The 18,549-nt window shown below is 46.5% G+C and carries 18 protein-coding genes and 1 pseudogene; 15 read left to right on the top strand and 4 right to left on the bottom strand.

Translation table 11 applies throughout. The annotated features are described in order from the left end of the window. Positions 1–94: 94 nt before the first annotated feature. Positions 95–1,717, top strand: coding sequence for a M4 family metallopeptidase (locus tag H7F27_RS14940; RefSeq protein WP_101860821.1), 1,623 nt, complete (start codon positions 95–97; stop codon positions 1,715–1,717). A 42-nt stretch (positions 1,718–1,759) separates the two neighbouring features. Here the strand turns inward: H7F27_RS14940 and H7F27_RS14935 are convergent, their stop codons facing one another. Continuing rightward, positions 1,760–2,614, bottom strand: a complete 855-nt coding sequence (locus tag H7F27_RS14935) for a DegV family protein (RefSeq protein ID WP_185848090.1) — start codon at positions 2,612–2,614, stop codon at positions 1,760–1,762. A gap of 138 nt (positions 2,615–2,752) precedes the next feature. On the opposite strand from H7F27_RS14935, the gene H7F27_RS14930 reads away from it, so the two are divergent. After that, on the top strand, positions 2,753–3,595 hold the full coding sequence (locus H7F27_RS14930) for a YitT family protein (protein ID WP_024120888.1): 843 nt from the start codon (positions 2,753–2,755) through the stop codon (positions 3,593–3,595). Between the two features lie 18 nt (positions 3,596–3,613). After that, entirely contained in the window at positions 3,614–4,069 is a 456-nt protein-coding gene (locus H7F27_RS14925) for a BsuPI-related putative proteinase inhibitor (protein WP_024120889.1), read from the top strand. Positions 4,070–4,100: 31 nt separating this feature from the next. Here H7F27_RS14925 and H7F27_RS14920 read toward each other — a convergent pair whose 3' ends face one another. The 3 genes from H7F27_RS14920 to H7F27_RS14910 form a co-directional block, all read right to left on the bottom strand. Then, complete coding sequence (locus tag H7F27_RS14920; protein ID WP_003224518.1) at positions 4,101–4,298, bottom strand: DUF3813 domain-containing protein; 198 nt, start codon at positions 4,296–4,298, stop codon at positions 4,101–4,103. After that, on the bottom strand, positions 4,299–4,451 hold the full coding sequence (locus tag H7F27_RS14915) for a hypothetical protein (protein WP_024120890.1): 153 nt from the start codon (positions 4,449–4,451) through the stop codon (positions 4,299–4,301). 104 nt (positions 4,452–4,555) lie between these two features. Next, on the bottom strand, positions 4,556–5,368 hold the full coding sequence (locus H7F27_RS14910; RefSeq protein WP_103672314.1) for a Cof-type HAD-IIB family hydrolase: 813 nt from the start codon (positions 5,366–5,368) through the stop codon (positions 4,556–4,558). A 119-nt stretch (positions 5,369–5,487) separates the two neighbouring features. On the opposite strand from H7F27_RS14910, the gene H7F27_RS14905 reads away from it, so the two are divergent. The 12 genes and pseudogenes from H7F27_RS14905 (at position 5,488) to argF (ending at position 18,492) form a co-directional block, all read left to right on the top strand. Then, positions 5,488–6,255 carry a prolyl oligopeptidase family serine peptidase gene (locus H7F27_RS14905; RefSeq protein WP_024120892.1) on the top strand — a complete coding sequence of 256 codons (768 nt, stop codon included), beginning with the start codon at positions 5,488–5,490 and terminating at the stop codon, positions 6,253–6,255. A gap of 63 nt (positions 6,256–6,318) precedes the next feature. Continuing rightward, on the top strand, positions 6,319–6,627 hold the full coding sequence (locus tag H7F27_RS14900; protein WP_185848089.1) for a metal-sulfur cluster assembly factor: 309 nt from the start codon (positions 6,319–6,321) through the stop codon (positions 6,625–6,627). A gap of 62 nt (positions 6,628–6,689) precedes the next feature. Beyond that, positions 6,690–6,860, top strand: coding sequence for a YqaE/Pmp3 family membrane protein (locus tag H7F27_RS14895; RefSeq protein ID WP_003224527.1), 171 nt, complete (start codon positions 6,690–6,692; stop codon positions 6,858–6,860). A gap of 58 nt (positions 6,861–6,918) precedes the next feature. After that, entirely contained in the window at positions 6,919–8,349 is a 1,431-nt protein-coding gene (locus H7F27_RS14890; RefSeq protein ID WP_185848088.1) for an FAD-binding oxidoreductase, read from the top strand. Positions 8,350–8,393: 44 nt separating this feature from the next. After that, entirely contained in the window at positions 8,394–8,888 is a 495-nt protein-coding gene (locus H7F27_RS14885; RefSeq protein ID WP_081720795.1) for an MFS transporter, read from the top strand. A gap of 204 nt (positions 8,889–9,092) precedes the next feature. Continuing rightward, positions 9,093–10,130: an N-acetyl-gamma-glutamyl-phosphate reductase gene (gene argC / locus H7F27_RS14880; RefSeq protein ID WP_185848087.1), complete on the top strand. Its 1,038-nt coding sequence runs from the start codon at positions 9,093–9,095 to the stop codon at positions 10,128–10,130. Positions 10,131–10,149: 19 nt separating this feature from the next. Continuing rightward, entirely contained in the window at positions 10,150–11,370 is a 1,221-nt protein-coding gene (argJ, locus tag H7F27_RS14875) for a bifunctional ornithine acetyltransferase/N-acetylglutamate synthase (RefSeq protein ID WP_024120895.1), read from the top strand. A 14-nt stretch (positions 11,371–11,384) separates the two neighbouring features. After that, positions 11,385–12,161 (top strand): acetylglutamate kinase, encoded by a 777-nt coding sequence (gene argB, locus H7F27_RS14870; RefSeq protein ID WP_024120896.1) that lies wholly within the window; start codon positions 11,385–11,387, stop codon positions 12,159–12,161. Next, complete coding sequence (locus H7F27_RS14865) at positions 12,158–13,315, top strand: acetylornithine transaminase (protein ID WP_103672312.1); 1,158 nt, start codon at positions 12,158–12,160, stop codon at positions 13,313–13,315. Before argB ends, H7F27_RS14865 begins: the two co-directional genes overlap by 4 nt. 70 nt (positions 13,316–13,385) lie before the next feature. Further along, complete coding sequence (locus tag H7F27_RS14860) at positions 13,386–14,447, top strand: carbamoyl phosphate synthase small subunit (protein WP_103672311.1); 1,062 nt, start codon at positions 13,386–13,388, stop codon at positions 14,445–14,447. Beyond that, positions 14,440–17,532, top strand: coding sequence for a carbamoyl-phosphate synthase (glutamine-hydrolyzing) large subunit (locus H7F27_RS14855; protein WP_185848086.1), 3,093 nt, complete (start codon positions 14,440–14,442; stop codon positions 17,530–17,532). The genes H7F27_RS14860 and H7F27_RS14855 overlap by 8 nt, the downstream gene beginning before the upstream one ends. A 2-nt stretch (positions 17,533–17,534) precedes the next feature. Then, a pseudogene (gene argF, locus H7F27_RS14850) lies at positions 17,535–18,492 on the top strand (ornithine carbamoyltransferase). Positions 18,493–18,549 lie beyond the last annotated feature (57 nt).

Below are 18,549 nucleotides of genomic sequence, written 5' to 3'. Positions count from 1 at the left end.
CCTGAAAATAGGAACGAAGCACCACATACAAGTTTCGGTTTTTTTGTTAGGATGAACGAAAAAATAGATTCCAAAACAGGAAGGATGTGGTGTTTTGCGTACACTGTTCAAAACATCTCTGTTTATGGCCGGCTTATGCGCGGCGGCTCAATGTGTTTTTGCATCAAATGCCTCAGCAGATCAAAGCATCAAATACGACCATACGTATCAAACCCCTTCATACATCATCGAAAAATCACAGCCATCATGGCAGCCAGCTCAAAACCTAACGCAGAAAGAAGCGCTATTTTCATATCTGGACAAGCAACAAACGCATTTTAAGCTCAAAGGAAACGCGAACAGACATTTTCGCATTTCAAAAACAATAAAGGATAAAAAGACAAAACAAACATTTTTTAAATTAGAGGAAGTGTATAAAGGGATTCCTGTTTACGGCTTTGGACAGGCGGTCGCGATGAAGGAAAACAAACAAGTGAAAAGTTTCTTCGGGAAGGTGCACCCGCAAATAAATGACATATCTGTCACACCGTCTGTATCTAAGAAAAAAGCCATACATACAGCGCGCCGTGCGCTTGAGGCCTCCATTGGAAAAATCGAGTATGTTGACGGGGAACCGAAAGCCGAATTATATATTTATCCGCACGAAGGCGCATATGACCTTGCCTACCTTGTAAGACTTTCGACGTCTGAACCTGAGCCTGGTTATTGGCATTATTTCATTAATGCCAAAAGCGGAAAGGTCATCGATTCTTTTAATGCCATTCATGAAGCAGCCGGTACAGGGATCGGCGTATCAGGCGAAGAAAAAAGCTTTGAAGTAACTGAACAGAATGGGCGTTATTATTTGGCTGACGAAACAAGGGGAAAAGGGATAAATACTTTTGACGCAAAGAACCTGAACGAAACCTTGTTTACCCTTTTGTCTCAATTGATCGGGTATACAGGCAGTGAAGTGGTCAGCGGCACGTCCGTATTTCATGATCCGGCGGCTGTAGATGCCCATGCAAACGCACAAACCGTTTACGACTATTACAGCCGCACGTTCGGCCGCCATTCTTTTGATCAAAACGGCGCGAGAATTACGTCTACCGTACATGTGGGAACACAGTGGAACAATGCGGCGTGGAACGGTGTGCAGATGGTGTACGGGGATGGTGACGGCGCTAGGTTTAAGCCGCTGTCCGGATCGCTCGACATTGTGGCGCATGAAATGACACACGCGGTCACCCAGTATTCCGCCGGCCTTTTATATCAGGGAGAACCCGGCGCGTTAAACGAATCCATTTCTGATATTATGGCGGCGATGACAGACCGGGATGACTGGGAAATCGGCGAGGATGTATATACGCCGGATGTACGCGGGGATGCTTTACGTTCGTTAGAGGACCCTTCCAAGCAGGGGAATCCGGATCATTATTCAAACCGTTATACGGGCACAGAGGATTACGGCGGGGTGCATATCAATTCGTCGATCCACAATAAAGCGGCATATCTTCTCGCAGAAGGCGGCGTGCACCATGATGTGCGGGTTGAGGGGATCGGGCGTGAAGCTTGTGAGCAAATTTATTACCGGGCTTTGACATATTATGTAACGCCTTCTTCAGACTTCAGCATGATGAAGCAAGCGGCAATCGAAGCTGCCAATGATTTATACGGTGAAGACTCGAAGCAATCAGCTTCTGTCGAAAAGGCATATGACGCAGTCGGAATTCAATAAAAATGAAAAAACAGCCAGGGCTTTTTTAGCCTGGCTGTTTTATTATGATCTACCCAGAAAAAATATGGCCAGTGTGCCCGGCCCGGAATGGGATCCGACAGCAGAGCCGATGGAGTGTATGATGATGTCTTTCGGCTTGAACGCGTCTTCGATCAAGTGTTTCATTTCATTGGCTGTTCCTTCGTTAGCGGCATAGCTGATCCCAACGGTTTGTTCGCTCCAATTGTCTCCTCGCTCTTTCATTAATTCAATAATCCGTTTGAACAGCTTTTTCTGTCCGCGGATTTTTTCAAGAGGCACAAGCTTGCCGTCCTCCATATGAAGAAGCGGTTTAATATTAAGCAGACCGCCGACAAAAGCGGACGTTTTTGAAATTCGGCCGCCCCGGGCGAGGTACGTTAAATCATCGACTGTAAAAATGTGCTCAAGCTGTGCGCAAAAGCTCTTTACAGACGTTTCAATTTCTTGTATTGTATTTCCGTTGATACAGAGTTCGCGTGCATGCCGGACGGCCAGACCGCAGCCTAATGAAGCGCATTTGGAATCAATCACCCGCAAATCAAAATCGGGGAATTCTTCCTTCACTTCATTGGCGATCATGACGGCTGTCTGATAGGTGCCGGAGAGTCCTGAGGAAAAAGCGATGTAAAGTGCGGGCTCTCCTGTTTTGGCATATTGCAAAAATACATTTTTAATTGTTTGCGGTGAGGCTTGGGACGTCTTTGGCGCTTCCCCATTTTGCATCGCTTCAAATATTTGTTCCGAATGAATCGTGACTGCATCTTCATATTCTTTGTCGCCGAGAGAAACCCTAAGCGGGATAAAGCCAATGCCGTTTTCCTCAAAATAAGAACGAGGCAGATCAGCGGCGCTGTCAGCGATGAGATGAACTGTCATTTTGCTTCCCTTCTTTCCGTTTATCGCTCGTCATCATGTGATTTAAGCCAACTATATCATATTAATTTGTCAAAATCGTGTTCAAATATTTGTTTTAAGGGAAAACATAATAAAGAAGAATGAGCGGAGGAACATGCCATGGTACTAGATCAAACAAAAAAATTACTCATCGTCATCATCGGGGCCTTACTTAATGCGGCCGGGCTGAACTTATTTCTGATTCCGGCAGATGTATATGCCAGCGGATTCACGGGTGTCGCCCAGCTTTTATCAAGCGTCGTTGACCAATATGCCCCTTTCTACATATCGACGGGAACGCTCTTGTTCCTCTTAAATATTCCGGTCGGTATTTTAGGATGGCTGAAGGTCGGCAGATCGTTTACGGTGTACAGCATTTTGAGTGTCGCACTGACCACATTGTTTATGGGAATCCTGCCGGAAATGAGACTGTCTCATGACATCCTGCTGAACGCGGTATTCGGCGGCGTGATTTCCGCGGTCGGAATCGGTTTAACATTAAAGTACGGCGCTTCGACAGGCGGCCTTGATATCGTCGCTATGGTGCTGGCCAAGTGGAAGGATAAACCCGTCGGCACGTATTTCTTTATTCTGAACGGGATTATCATTCTGACGGCAGGATTATTGCAAGGTTGGGAGAAAGCTTTATATACCCTTGTTACTTTGTATGTGACAACGAGGGTGATCGACGCGATTCATACCAGGCACATGAAGCTGACAGCAATGATTGTGACGAAAAAAGCGGACGAAATCAAAGAAGCCATTTATGGAAAAATGGTGCGGGGCATAACGACTGTCCCAGCCAAAGGAGCTTTTACAAACGAGCAGAAAGAAATGATGATTATCGTCATCACGAGGTATGAATTGTACGATTTAGAAAAAATCGTAAAAGAAGTGGACCCGAAAGCATTTACAAACATTGTCCAAACGACCGGGATTTTTGGTTTCTTTAGAAAAGACTGACGAAAGCAGGTGGAAGTCGTGAAACGGCTGCTTGTGATGCTCTTGCCTGTGGTGCTATTAATAGGCTGCGGGAAAAATGAGCAGACAGAACCCGATAAGGAGGTATCAGGCGGAATGGAGAATCAAGAGGTTGTTTTATCTGTTGACGCAATTCAGGAGCCTGAACAAATCAAGTTTAACATGTCACTGAAGAACCAAAGCGAACGCAGTGTGGAGTTTCAATTCAGCACGGGACAAAAATTTGAACTTGTCGTGTACGATTCAGAACACAAAGAAAGATACCGTTATTCGAAAGACAAAATGTTTACACAGGCTTTTCAAAACCTGACGCTTGAACCGGGAGAAACCTATGATTTCACTGATGAGTGGAAGGAAGTACCGGAGCCGGGAACTTACGAGGTGAAGGTAACATTTAAGGGCAAAGCGGAAAATCTCAAGCAGGTTCAGTCGGTTCAGCAATTTGAAGTCAAATAAGAGGCTATGGCGAATCGCCATAGCCTTTTTTTTATTGCAATTTATCCAGTTGATCTTGAAATTGATGAAGCTGTTGACGTTCCGCATCTGTCGAATTGGCATACGCAGAAGACACAGCATTTTTGGCCCTCAGAATCGCTTGCTCCTGATCGCCTTCCTCAAAGCCGTTTGTCACCATGACAGCCTGTTGAACAAATGATTTCGCCTGCTGAAACAGTTCGTTTCTCATTTAATATTCATACTGCCTTTCAGCCGAGTCTCGTGCCGCGGCATGCTGGTGAGCTTCTTCTAAAGTAGACCGATATGGAAATCTTGCGGCGTGTTGCCCGATGGAGTCTTTACCCTGCTGAATAAACCTTTTGGATTTGCTTCGTTTACCCATTGTGAGACTGCCCCCTTCCATACTTTGACGAGATGAGTCGTCTCCCATAGTATGCTGGGGCGGGTAAAGGTTTATAAGTGGGAAAAATTAAAACACTCCGCTCTTTATATTGAGAAATATTCTTTCAAAAATTGGGCGACCCCATCTTCTTCATTGGAACCCGTCGTTTTGTCAGCGATCTGCTTGACTGCGTCAATTCCATTTCCCATGGCGACGCCGCATCCTGCAAATTCGAGCATTTCCAGGTCGTTATCTTCATCGCCAAAAGCGATGATCCGTTCTCGCGGCACGCCGTAGTAATCGCTGATTTTCTGCAAGCCAATCGCTTTGTTCATGCCGCTTTTAATAATCTCAATCACATGCCACGGGGCTGCCCATCTTCTGTGATCGATCACCTCGGCGTGCACATCTGTTAAATAAGCTCGTATCTCTGGCACATCTTCCTCTTTCGCATGGATGAGCACAGAGGTGACATCCTCACCGAGATTTTCACGCAAATCGCCGACGGTGACATTTGTTGTGTTCATGTTAAAGGCGTCAATCAGATGCTCATCATGATAATGGAAGTACACATCATCGATGACTTCAGCAAGTATATTATGTACGTTGTAGGTCTCGCTGATATCCACAAGCTGTTTGACAACTTGAAGCGGCAGTGAGGTATGATACCGTCCCCAGCTGTCATCTTGCGGATGGTGGACAAACGCTCCATTGAAATTGACGATCGGCGTTGTCAGATTCATCTGCTCATAGTACATGGAACTTGAACGGTACGGCCGGCCGGTGGAGATGCAGACGTAATGTCCATCATTTTTTAGGCGCTGTATCGTTTGAAGGGTGTTTTCTGATATTGTTTTATCGTCCTTTAATAATGTTCCATCTAAATCTAATGCGATTACATAGGGTTTTGTCTCCATGAAAAGCTCCTTTAACCTAAGATTTTACGCGAGTTGCCTTAATGACAGTGTAGCTTTTTACCATCTTTATTGTCTACATGTTACACTTATGATTATGGTTATCCTAAGGAGGGGACATTGTGATTCAAATTGAAAATCAGACCGTTTCCGGCATTCCGTTTTTACATATTGTAAAAGAAGAGAACCGGCACCGTGCTGTTCCTCTTGTTTTCTTTATACATGGCTTTGCAAGCGCAAAGGAACACAACCTTCATATTGCTTATCTGCTTGCGGAGAAGGGCTTTAGAGCCGTTCTGCCGGAGGCTCTGCACCATGGTGAACGGGGAGAGCAAATGGCTGTTGAAAAGCTGGCCGGCCATTTCTGGGACATCGTGCTAAACGAGATTGAAGAGCTTGAAGTACTCAAGAACCATTTTGAGAAGGAAGGCCTGATAGAAGGCGGCCGTATCGGGCTTGCGGGTACATCAATGGGCGGCATTACAACGCTTGGCGCCTTAACGGTTTATGACTGGGTACAAGCCGGCGTCAGCCTGATGGGAAGCCCGAATTATGTCGAGCTGTTTCAGCAGCAGATCGACCACATCAAATCTCAGGGCATCGATATCGATGTGCCGGAGGAAAGGGTGCGGGAGCTCATGGAGCGCCTTAAAGTGCTGGATCTCAGCCTTCAGCCGGAGAAACTTCGCCAGCGCCCGCTTTTATTTTGGCATGGTGTTAAAGATCAAGTCGTGCCTTACGCGCCGACCCGGAAATTTTATGACACGATTAAATCTTATTACAGCGAGCAGCCGGAACATCTCCAGTTCATTGCGGATGAAAGAGCCGATCACAAAGTGCCGCGGGCCGCTGTGTTAAAAACCGTTGAATGGTTTGAAACGCATTTATAAAGCACAAAGGTGTAAACACAGGCCGGATTTACGTTATACTGTAGAAAAAAGGAGTGAGGGAACGTGGAAGAAGCATTAAAAGAAAACATTATGGGCGCCCTGGAACAGGTTGTCGACCCTGAGCTTGGCGTTGATATCGTAAACCTCGGGTTAGTATACGATGTTGATATGGATGAAGACGGCTTAACGCACGTTACGATGACACTGACATCAATGGGCTGCCCTTTAGCGCCAATTATCGTGGATGAAGTGAAAAAAGCGTTATCGGACCTTCCAGAAGTGAAAGAGACGGAAGTTCACATTGTGTGGAACCCGCCTTGGACTCGTGACAAAATGTCAAGATATGCAAAAATCGCGCTTGGCATACAATAAAACAAAAGAGGACAGCCTTACTGTGAGGCTGTCCTTTTTAAAACTGAAAGGAGTGAAGCGAAATGATGTACCTGCTTGCCGTTCTATGCCCGCCGCTTGCTGTTTTGTTTACGGGGAAGCCGTTTCAGGCACTGCTCAATCTCATATTGACATGTATCTTTTGGCTGCCGGGCGCCATTCACGCTTGTTTTATCGTGGCTGACCGCCGCGCTGAAAAACGGGCAAGACGTTAATCTGGAAAAAAGAGGACGCAAACATGGTATAATGGCCATAAAAAACAGGGAGAGCGCCATGAAAAAGAAATTGCTTGCATTCGCGCTGTGTACTGGTGCGTATGCTGCCCTGTTTGCGTACTCTGTTCACTCGGAGCAAAAAAACGACTCCAGCGAGATGACGGATGTCAGCCGTTTGATGCCGGTGAAAATTAAGCAGACAGTGAAAGGGCAGGAAGAAAATAACCTCATTGACACAGTCAAAGAGGCCAATCGAAAAAACATAAAAATCTCAATAGCCGGAACCCAGCATTCGATGGGCGGCCATACATATTACGAGGACGGCATCGTTCTCGACATGACAGGCTACAACAAAATCCTCGCTTTCGATAAAGAGAAAAAAACCATCAGGATCCAAAGCGGGGCGACGTGGAATGACATACAGAAATACGTGAATCCATACGGGCTTGCGGTAAAAGTTATGCAATCACAAAATATTTTTACAATCGGAGGATCTCTCAGCGCCAATGCCCACGGGCGTGATATTCGCTACGGATCGCTGATTGATACAGTCAAATCATTCCGTCTATTAAAAGCCGACGGTTCAATTGTCACCGTCACTCCAAAAGATGATTTGTTTTCAGCAGTCATCGGCGGGTACGGTCTTTTTGGCGTGATTCTCGATGTTGAGCTTGAATTAACGGATGACGAGCTGTACGTCATGCAAACGGAAAAAATGAACTACAGTACATACGCCGACTATTTTGCAAAGCATGTCAAAGGCAATCCCGGTGTCCGCATGCATCTGGCGCGCATCTCAACAGCAGAAAAAGGATTTCTGAAAGACATGTATGTCACAAATTACGCATTAGCAGAGGAGCAGAATCAGCTGACATCTTACAGCGATCTCAAAGAAGACGAGCATACACAAGTGACGAAATTCGCGCTCGGCCTGTCAAGACGGTACGAGTGGGGCAGAAACTGGCTCTGGAACACCCAGCAATCCTATTTTCTAAGCCAAAATGGAACAAAGATCTCACGCAATAACGTCATGCGGTCAGAATCAAAATTTCTCGAATACGAAAACAATGAAAATACAGACGTGCTGCAGGAATACTTTGTGCCGGTGAAGGAGTACGCTTCCTATATTGATGACCTGAGACAAACGCTGTCACATGAAGACCTGAATCTGCTTAATATCACGATCCGATATGTGCAAAAAAACGAAAAGGCCGACCTGTCTTATGCGAAGGAAGATATGTTTTCGCTCGTGCTCTTAATCAACGAGGGCTTCTTAAAAGAAGACCAGGCTGACACTGCTCGGATCATCAGGCGCATGACAGACGTTGCGCTCAAACACGGAGGAAGCTATTATCTGCCGTATATGACATATCAGACAAAAGCGCAAATGAGACAGGCGTACCCGAAAACCGAAGCGTTTTTTCAAAAAAAACGCACGTACGATCCGGATGAGCGGTTTATGAATTACTTTTATCAGAGGTATAAATAATGGGGAAAAACAAATTAAAATGGCTGACACTTTCACAAAGCAGCGTGTTTTTCGCAAGCAGTTTAATTTTTCCATTTTACATTCTGTTTGTGAAAAATATCGGCTCAAGCTATACGCAGTTCGGGTTTTCCTATGGATTATTCGGACTGAGCGGAGCGCTCATTTACCCGCTCCTCGGCCGGCTGTCTGAAAGGATCGACAGCCGCTATTATCTGCTTGCGAACTCATGGGGCATGGCGGTTCTGCTTTTGTATGTCCCGCATGTTAACGGCGTTCTTCAAGTGTACATCGTGCAAGTGCTGTTAGGTCTCTTTGGGGCGATGCAAAAGCACGGAGAAAAAGTATTAATCGCCGACTTTACAGACACTGGGGAACGCGGAAAAAAGATTGGAAATTATCATTTTTGGACCGCTGTTTTTTCAGCGGCTGCTATTATGCTCGGTGGTTTTCTCGCCGACTTTTTTACGGTGCAAATGATTTTTTATACAAGCTCTATTCTATATTTTCTAAGCGGATTGATGATGATGAAAACAGGCTGACACGGTCAGCCTGTTTTTTTATGCAGCTGCAAAAGGCGCTGGAACAACAATTTGAAGCGATTTCTGTTTGCTTTTTAAGAGTGGATTTTTTTGTTGAACAGAAAATTTATAAATGAATAAAAATATTAAATATACGATTGAATTAATTTTTATTCATGTTATAATGTTAAATAATTTCACAAAGACCAAGAAGGTGAATTCGTTTTGAAAATAGGAATTGTAGGTGCTACGGGTTATGGGGGCGCCGAACTTGTCAGGATTCTTACACATCATCCTCATGCAGAAGAATGTATACTTTATTCATCCAGCGGGGAAGGAAAGGTCTATAGTAATGTTTATCCTCATCTAACCGGCTTTGCTGAGCAGAAGCTGAAGCCCATTGATATGAATACAATCAAACAGGAAATCGATGTCATGTTTCTTGCTGCGCCCCCGGGAGTATCAAGTGAACTGACTCCGCAGCTTGCAGAGGCGGGAATTTCGGTTATTGATCTGTCAGGTGATCTGAGGATCCAAGAGCCTGCTGTATATGAAAAGTGGTATAAACGGACAGCGGCACCAAAAGAAACAATTCAAGAGGCGGTTTACGGTCTTTCGGAGCTGAATCAAAGGAACATTCAGCAGGCGAAGCTCATCGCCAATCCGGGGTGTTTCCCGACGGCTGTACTGCTAGGCCTCGCGCCTCTGGCTCAAAAAAAGCTGCTTGATGAATCGTTCGTTATCGTTGATGCGAAAACAGGCGTTTCCGGTGCGGGGAGGAAAGCATCCATGGGAACCCATTTTTCTGAGCTTAACGACAATTTTAAAATTTATAAAGTAAATGAACATCAGCACATCCCTGAGATTGAACAGACGTTAAAAGAATGGCAGCCAGAGTTGAAGGCTATTACATTTTCTGCTCACTTGGTTCCGATGACAAGGGGAATCATGGCGACAATGTATACGCAGTTAACATCTGACCTATCTGCAGAAGATCTGCACGATTTATATTCGGAATTTTACCAAGATTCATATTTTGTGAGAGTGAGGCCAAAGGGTCATTACCCGCAAACGAAGGAAGTGTTCGGCAGCAATTTCTGCGATGTATCTGTTACCCTCGACGAAAGAACGAACAGGGTCACGATCGTATCGGTAATTGATAATCTGATGAAGGGTGCCGCTGGGCAGGCAGTACAAAATTTCAATATCATGAATGGCTGGAACGAAGAGACAGGTCTTACCATGACACCAATTTATCCATAGAACAGGAGAGAATCGAACCATGATTCAGTTGAGTGAAGATCAAATAGTGAAAGTAAAAGGCGATGTATCCTCGCCAAAAGGATTTCAGGCAAAGGGCGTGCATTGCGGGCTGCGCTACTCGAAAAAAGACCTTGGCGTCATCATCAGCGAGACACCGGCAGTGAGCGCGGCAGTTTATACGCAAAGCCACTTTCAGGCGGCTCCGATTAAAGTCACACAGGACAGCTTAAAGCATGGATCAGCTCTGAAAGCAGTCATTGTCAACAGCGCCATTGCCAATGCTTGTACAGGGGAACAGGGCTTAGAGGATGCATACAAAATGCGGGAGAGCCTTGCTTTACAGCTGGGCATTGAGCCGGAGCTTGTCGCCGTTTCTTCAACTGGTGTCATCGGCGAACATTTAAATATGGAAAACATTCAGGCCGGCATCGAGCTTTTGAAAGAAACGCCTGCGGGATCTGGAGATTTCGAGGAAGCGATTTTAACGACAGATACCGTCATCAAGCAAACGTGCTATGAACTGACAATCGGCGGTCAAAAAGTCACCATCGGCGGAGCGGCTAAAGGCTCCGGAATGATTCACCCAAACATGGCAACGATGCTGGGGTTTGTGACAACAGACGCGGCAATCGAAGAAAAAACGCTGCAAAAAGCGCTCCGCGACATCACTGACGTCTCTTTTAATCAAATTACAGTTGACGGAGAAACCTCCACCAATGACATGGTATTGGTCATGGCAAATGGCTGCGCGGAAAATGAGTGCCTTACGGAAGAGCATAAAGACTGGCCGCTCTTTAAAAAAGCACTTCTTATGGCTTGCGAAGATTTGGCTAAGGAGATTGCCAGAGACGGAGAAGGCGCGACAAAACTAATCGAAGCCCAAGTAAAAGGGGCGAAAAACAATCTTGATGCAAACGTAATTGCCAAGAAAATTGTCGGGTCGAACCTCGTAAAAACCGCTGTATACGGAACAGACGCGAACTGGGGGCGCATTATCGGGGCTATCGGGCACAGCGCGGCTCAGGTGAAGGCTGAAGAAGTAGAGGTTTATCTCGGGGGCCAATGCCTGTTTAAAAACAACGAGCCTCAGCCATTCTCTGAATCTCTCGCGAAAGAATATCTCGAAGGAGACGAGATTGCCATTGTCATCAAGATGCATGAAGGAGACGGGAACGGAAGAGCATGGGGCTGTGATCTGACTTATGATTATATCAAAATTAATGCGAGCTATCGCACGTAATAAAGGGGAGCACAATGAAGAAAACAATCGTTTTTAAATGCGGGGGAAGTGTCATCCGTGAGCTGTCGGAAGAATTTTTTCAAAACCTGAAAGAATTGATGGAATCAGGATGGAAATTGGCAATCGTGCACGGCGGCGGACCGGAAATCACACATATGCTGAAACGGTTAAACATCAAAACAGAGTTTGCAGGCGGACAGCGGAAAACAACCAAACCGGTTTTGGAAGTCGCTGAAATGGTACTGTCCGGCTCAGTGAATAAATTTTTCGTTGCCGAGCTTGCAAAACACGGGCTCCGGGCTGCGGGAGTGTCCGGCAAGGATGGAGGCCTTCTCGAAGCAGACTATCTTGATCCGGACACATACGGGGAAGTCGGAGAAATTAAAAAGGTTAATGCCTCTATGGTAAACGCGCTGATGGATGAAGGCATTATCCCGGTAATCGCGCCCCTGTCCTTGACGAGCGATTACAAAACACTGAATGTTAATGCTGATCTTGCTGCTTCGGCAGTCGCCGGGGCGCTGAAAGCCGATAAGCTGATGTTCGTCACAGACGTGGAAGGAATTATGAAGGAAAAACAGCGTCTCGACATCCTGACCCCTGAGGAAATTCAGACTCTCATTAAACAGGAAGTGATCACAGGCGGGATGATACCAAAGGTCAATTCAGCCTTATCAGCATTATCGGACCAGGTATCAGAAGTGATGATCGTAAATGGAAAAGGATCGTTTTTCTCAAATCAAACATTTCAAGGAACAAAAATCGTCAAAGCAAAGGAGGCTGTTTCATGAGCAGCTTGTTTCAAACCTACGGACGGTGGAACATTGAGATAAAGAAAGCGAAGGGAACTTGCGTTGAGGATCAAAACGGCAAAACATACCTCGATTTCATTCAAGGGATTGCGGTTTCCAACCTAGGTCACTGCCATGAAGCGGTCACAGAAGCGGTCAAAAAACAGCTCGACAGCGTATGGCACGTATCCAATCTGTTTGAAAACAGTCTTCAGGAGCAAGCGGCACAGCAGTTAGCAGCAAACAGTGCCGGAGATCTCGTTTTTTTCTGCAACAGCGGAGCGGAAGCGAATGAAGGAGCGATTAAGCTGGCGCGAAAAGCAACTGGAAAAACGAAAATCATCACATTTCTTCAATCATTCCACGGCCGCACCTATGCAGGGATGGCAGCTACCGGACAGGATAAAATCAAAACAGGCTTCGGCCCGATGCTGGAAGGCTTTCATTACCTCCCGTACAATGATCCTGCCGCTTTTGATGCTCTTGGGGAGGAAGACGGCATAGCCGCGGTAATGCTTGAGACCGTACAGGGAGAAGGCGGAGTCAATCCGGCCAGTGCAGAATTTTTAACAGCCGTACAGTCGTTTTGCAAGGAAAAGCAGGCGCTTCTGATTGTAGATGAAATTCAGACCGGCATTGGACGGACGGGAAAGGGCTTCGCATACGAACACTTCGGCCTCTCACCTGATATCATCACAGCTGCAAAAGGATTGGGGAACGGCTTTCCAGTCGGTGCGGTAATCGGCAAGAAAGAGCTGGGAGCAGCGTTTACTCCTGGATCTCACGGAACGACTTTCGGAGGGAATATGCTGGCGATGGCCGCCGTCAATGCAACATTGCAGGTTGTATTCCAGCCTGAATTTCTGCAAGAGGCTGCTGATAAGGGTGCGTTTTTGAAAGAACAGCTGGAGGCTGAACTGAAGAGTCCTTTTGTGAAGCAAATCCGCGGCAAAGGATTAATGCTTGGAATTGAGTGTGATGGGCCGGTTGCAGACATCATTGCTGAATTGCAGACATTAGGCTTGCTCGTACTGCCGGCCGGACCGAACGTGATTCGTCTGCTGCCGCCGCTCACCGTGACAAAGGATGAAATAACAGAAGCCGTCAGCAAGCTGAAACAAGCGATTGCTCAGCATTCCGCTGTCAATCTGTAATTTTTTTTCGATATAAAAGCATAAAAATTCATTTTTATAATTAATTATTCATCAAGAGGTGGGCTTTTAGATGGAAGGTTATTTAGTATTAGAAGATGGAACAGTGTTCAGCGGAGAACTGGACGGACATGAAAACTGCACGGGCGAAGCTGTGTTTTTCACAGGAATGACGGGTTATCAGGAAGTGCTGACAGACCCGTCATACAAAGGACAGATTATCGTATTTACGTACCCGCTGATCGGCAACTACGGTATTAATGAAAACGACTTTGAAAGCAAAAAACCGCAAGTGAAAGCAGCGGTTGTTTACGAGGCGTGCGATCATTTTTCTCATCATGAAGCGGTATACAGTCTTAAGGAATATCTGAAAAAATGGAACATCCCGCTCTTGTCCCATGTCGATACGAGGGCTGTCGTCAAAAAAATCCGCGCGAACGGAACGATGGGGGCGTCTGTCACTGCCTCTAAAGAAGCGGCTGAGATTGCCCTGCAGCCTGAGAACGTCGCAGAACAGGCGACCGCACAGGACATCAGCACAATCGGTGAAGGAAATAAACATATTGCTCTCATTGACTTTGGCTATAAAAAATCAATTGCATCATCCCTCGTGAAACGAGGCTGTAAGGTCACTGTTATACCGTATCAGCAAATGGAATCGGTTTACGTCATAAAGCCCGACGGTGTCGTGTTATCCAACGGACCCGGAGATCCGAAAGCCATTACACCGTATATGGAACAAATCAAAAACATTGTCAGCCGCTTTCCGACACTCGGCATATGTCTCGGCCACCAGCTGATTGCGCTCGCTTTCGGCGGAAATACGTTTAAGCTGCCGTTCGGACACAGGGGCGCAAACCATCCGGTCATCGACCGTGAAACGAAGCGGGTGTTCATGACCAGCCAAAATCACAGCTATGTGGTCGATGAAAAAACTATTAATCAAGAAGAGCTGACGATCAGATTCCATCATGTCAATGACACATCAGTTGAAGGACTTTCCCATAAAAAACTGCCCGTCATGAGTGTGCAATTCCACCCGGAAGCCCATCCCGGACCGGCGGAAAGCGAATGGATTTTTGATGATTATTTAAAGAATGTGATACCAGCAAGGAGAGAAATCGCCCATGCCTAAAGACACCAGTATTTCAAGCATATTAGTAATCGGCTCAGGCCCGATCATCATCGGCCAGGCGGCAGAATTTGATTATTCAGGCACTCAAGGTTGCATCGCGCTCAAGGAAGAAGGCTATCGGGTTATTCTCGTCAACAACAACCCGGCAACAATTATGACCGATGAAGCTTTCGCGGATGACATTTATTTTGAACCGCTGACGGTAGAAAGCCTGACAGACATTATTAAGAAAGAAAAGCCCGACGGACTTCTGGCCAATTTAGGCGGGCAGACTGCACTGAATCTTGCGGTTGAACTTGAAGAAGCGGGTATTTTAAAGGCGCACGGCGTCAAACTTCTGGGTACATCCGTTGATACAATTCAAAAAGGAGAGGACCGGGAAAAATTTCGTTCTTTAATGAACGAGCTGAATCAGCCAGTTCCAGAAAGCGAAATTGTCGATAACGAAACAGATGCCCTTCGTTTTGCGGAATCCATCGGCTTTCCTGTCATTATCCGGCCTGCTTACACGTTAGGCGGAAAAGGCGGGGGCATCGCGCCTACGAAAGAAGCATTTGCCGCCATGATCAAGCAAGCGCTCCTGGCTAGCCCGATCAATCAATGCCTGGTAGAAAAGAGCATTGCCGGCTTTAAAGAAATTGAATATGAAGTGATGCGCGACAGCAACAACACATGCATTACCGTCTGTAATATGGAAAACATCGATCCGGTCGGTGTGCATACAGGCGATTCGATCGTAGTGGCGCCTTCACAAACATTAACTGATGAAGACTATCAAATGCTCCGGACGGCAAGTCTGACGATCATTTCGGCACTTGATGTCGTAGGCGGGTGCAACATTCAGTTTGCGCTTGATCCGTTCAGCAAGCAATACTACGTCATTGAAGTGAATCCGCGTGTGAGCCGTTCATCTGCTCTCGCGTCAAAAGCAACAGGTTATCCCATTGCGAAAATGGCTGCGAAATTGGCGGTCGGATACACGCTTGACGAATTAAAAAACCCGCTTACAGGCTCCACTTATGCGAGCTTCGAACCGGCATTGGACTATGTCATCGTCAAGTTTCCGCGCTGGCCGTTTGATAAATTCAAAAACGCGGATCGCAAGCTCGGCACAAAAATGAAAGCCACCGGAGAAGTGATGGCGATTGAACGTAATGTAGAAGCGGCGCTCCAAAAGGCGGCAGCCTCTCTTGAGCTGAAAAACGTCGGCACGCATCTGCCGGAGCTCGGCGGCTTATCAATTGAAGCGCTCTGGGAGCTGGCAATCACACCTGACGATCGAAGATTTTTCGTTGTGATGGAGCTGTTAAGCCGAAGCATATCAATAGAAGAAATCCATGCAAAAACAAAAATCGACCCGTTTTTCCTTCACACCTTTAACAATATCATCAAGCTGGAAAATCAGATCATGGAAGCGGGGAGCGACCTTTCTTTTGATTTATTGAAAAAGGCAAAGGAAAAAGGGTTTTCAGACGCAACGATTGCCTCACTTATCGGCAAGACAGAGGCAGAGGTGCGCGCTCTTCGCAAAGAGAAGGGGATTACGCCTTCCTTCAAAATTGTTGATACTTGCGCAGCTGAGTTTGATGCGAAAACCAACTATTTTTACTCCACGTATTTCGGAGAAACCGATGGAGACATCAGCCGCAAAGAGAAAAAGCGCGCGCTGATTATCGGCTCAGGACCGATTCGCATCGGGCAGGGCGTTGAATTCGATTACAGTGCTGTTCATGGGGTGTTAACGCTGCAAAAGCTTGGATTCGAAACGATTATGATTAATAACAACCCGGAAACCGTGAGCACAGATTATGAAATTGCGGACCGCCTGTATTTTGAACCGCTGACAACGGAGCACATATTAAACGTGGCGGAGCAGGAAAACATTGACTTTGCGATCGTGCAGTTCGGCGGCCAAACCGCGATCAATGCTGCTGAAGCGCTCGAAAAAGCCGGAATCACGCTTCTCGGCACATCGTTTGAAACGCTTGACGTGTTAGAGGATCGCGATCAATTTTATCAGCTTCTTGATGAACTCGGATTGCAGCACGCTAAAGGAGAAATTGCCTATACAAAAGAAGAGGCTGCAGAGAAAGCAAACGGCATCGGCTATCCTGTATTAATCCGTCCTTCTTATGTCATTGGCGGAATGGGCATGATCATCGTTGAATCGGAAGCTGCGCTTTCTCAGCTGCTGGACGGAGAAGACAGCATGCCGTACCCGATTTTGATTGATCAGTACGTGTCAGGAAAAGAAGTCGAAATTGATCTGATTTCCGATGGCGAAGAAGTCTTTATCCCGACATATACCGAACATATTGAGCGGGCGGGCGTCCACTCAGGAGACAGCTTCGCCATTCTCCCGGGGCCTTCTGTCACAAACAAACTGCAGCAGGGAATAAAAGATGCTGCTCAAAAAATTGCCCAAAAGCTTTCATTTAAAGGTATTATGAACATCCAATTTGTGATCGATAACGAAACCATTCTCGTCCTTGAAGTGAACCCGAGAGCGAGCCGTACAGTTCCGGTCGTCAGCAAAGTCATGGGCGTCCCGATGATTCCGCTCGCCACAAGGCTGCTGGCGGGGGCATCTCTAAAAGATGTAAACCCGGCAGTTCAAAATCACCACGGCGTTGCTGTAAAGTTCCCGGTCTTTTCCTCACATGCGATTCAAGATGTAGATGTCAAGCTTGGACCGGAGATGAAATCGACAGGAGAAGGCATGTGTGTTGCATACGACGCCGACAGCGCGTTGAAAAAAATCTACACGCGTGTTTGGAATCAAAAAGGAAGCATTTATTTGCAAAACGGACCGGAAGATTTGAAGACATTAGCGGAAAACGCCGGCTTTACGGTTCATGAAGGCACATTCGCCTCATGGATGGAACAGGATGAAAAAGCGCTCCATATCCATTTGAATGGCTCTGAAGAAGCACGCAAAGAGCGTTTGGAAGCCATGACACACGGCATTACCGTCTTTACTGAAGAGGAAACCGTACGGGCGTTTTTGCAAAGCGGATCAGGCAGTCCGCACCCTGTTTCCCTCAGAGATCTTTATAAAAAGGAAGTGGCATCATGCACACAGTGAATATGGGAGAAATGCAAACCAATCTATTCGGAAAAGACCTATTAACGCTAAAAGATCTCAGTGAACAGGATATCAGCGCGTTGCTTGCTGAAGCCAGTGAACTGAAACAAAACAAGATTCAGCCTATTTTTCAAGGCAAAACCCTTGCGATGATTTTTGAAAAATCATCCACACGGACACGTGTTTCATTTGAGGCCGGCATGGCGCAGCTTGGCGGAAATGCCCTCTTTTTAAGCCAGAAAGATCTGCAGCTGGGCCGCGGTGAAACTGTGGCTGACACGGCAAAAGTGCTCTCGGGCTATGTAGATGCAATCATGATCCGGACCTTCGAGCATGAAAAGGTGGAGGAGCTTGCTGAACACGCTGATATTCCGGTCATCAACGGGCTTACTGATAAATATCATCCTTGCCAGGCGCTGGCGGACCTATTGACGATCAAGGAAATCAAAGGCGATCTCAAAGGTGTGAAAGTCGCATATATCGGTGACGGAAATAATGTGGCGCACTCCCTGATGATCGGCTGCGCAAAAATGGGCTGTGATATCTCGATTGCTTCGCCTAAGGGATACGAAGTGTTAGACGAAGCGGCGGAAGCAGCCAAAGCATTTGCCCTTCAATCCGGTGCTTCCATTACACTTACAGCTGATCCGATTGAAGCCGTAAAAAATGCGGACGTCATTTATTCAGATGTATTCACAAGCATGGGACAGGAAGCGGAAGAACAAGAGCGTCTCGCAGTCTTCGCGCCTTACCAGGTGAATGCATCGCTTGTCAGCCATGCTAAACCTGACTATACATTTTTGCACTGTCTTCCTGCACACCGTGAAGAAGAAGTGACGGCAGAGATTATTGACGGTCCGAATTCCGCTGTATTCCAGCAGGCCGAAAACCGTCTCCATGTGCAAAAAGCGCTGTTAAAGGCGATCCTTTACAAAGGGGAATAACCGAAAAAACTGCTGAGCCGGTCTCAGCAGTTTTTTTATGGAAACATATTCACACCCGCTTAGGCGCATACTA

The sequence above is a fragment of the Bacillus sp. PAMC26543 genome (genome assembly GCF_014250375.1).
Taxonomy (GTDB): Bacteria; Bacillota; Bacilli; order Bacillales; family Bacillaceae; genus Bacillus; species Bacillus halotolerans.
The sequence above is the reverse complement of the archived record's forward strand: the minus strand, read 5'-3'. Positions and strand labels throughout refer to the sequence as shown.

Excerpts from the sequence above, each read along its gene's own strand:
- H7F27_RS14935 (WP_185848090.1), bottom strand. The coding sequence starts at position 2,614 with ATGACAGTTCATCTCATCGCTGACAGCGCCGCTGATCTGCCTCGTTCT.
- H7F27_RS14930 (WP_024120888.1), top strand. The coding sequence starts at position 2,753 with ATGGTACTAGATCAAACAAAAAAATTACTCATCGTCATCATCGGGGCC.
- H7F27_RS14920 (WP_003224518.1), bottom strand. The coding sequence starts at position 4,298 with ATGAGAAACGAACTGTTTCAGCAGGCGAAATCATTTGTTCAACAGGCT.
- H7F27_RS14915 (WP_024120890.1), bottom strand. The coding sequence starts at position 4,451 with ATGGGTAAACGAAGCAAATCCAAAAGGTTTATTCAGCAGGGTAAAGAC.
- H7F27_RS14910 (WP_103672314.1), bottom strand. The coding sequence starts at position 5,368 with ATGGAGACAAAACCCTATGTAATCGCATTAGATTTAGATGGAACATTA.
- H7F27_RS14895 (WP_003224527.1), top strand. The coding sequence starts at position 6,690 with ATGATGTACCTGCTTGCCGTTCTATGCCCGCCGCTTGCTGTTTTGTTT.
- H7F27_RS14890 (WP_185848088.1), top strand. The coding sequence starts at position 6,919 with ATGAAAAAGAAATTGCTTGCATTCGCGCTGTGTACTGGTGCGTATGCT.
- argJ (WP_024120895.1), top strand. The coding sequence starts at position 10,150 with ATGATTCAGTTGAGTGAAGATCAAATAGTGAAAGTAAAAGGCGATGTA.
- argB (WP_024120896.1), top strand. The coding sequence starts at position 11,385 with ATGAAGAAAACAATCGTTTTTAAATGCGGGGGAAGTGTCATCCGTGAG.
- H7F27_RS14865 (WP_103672312.1), top strand. The coding sequence starts at position 12,158 with ATGAGCAGCTTGTTTCAAACCTACGGACGGTGGAACATTGAGATAAAG.
- H7F27_RS14860 (WP_103672311.1), top strand. The coding sequence starts at position 13,386 with ATGGAAGGTTATTTAGTATTAGAAGATGGAACAGTGTTCAGCGGAGAA.
- H7F27_RS14855 (WP_185848086.1), top strand. The coding sequence starts at position 14,440 with ATGCCTAAAGACACCAGTATTTCAAGCATATTAGTAATCGGCTCAGGC.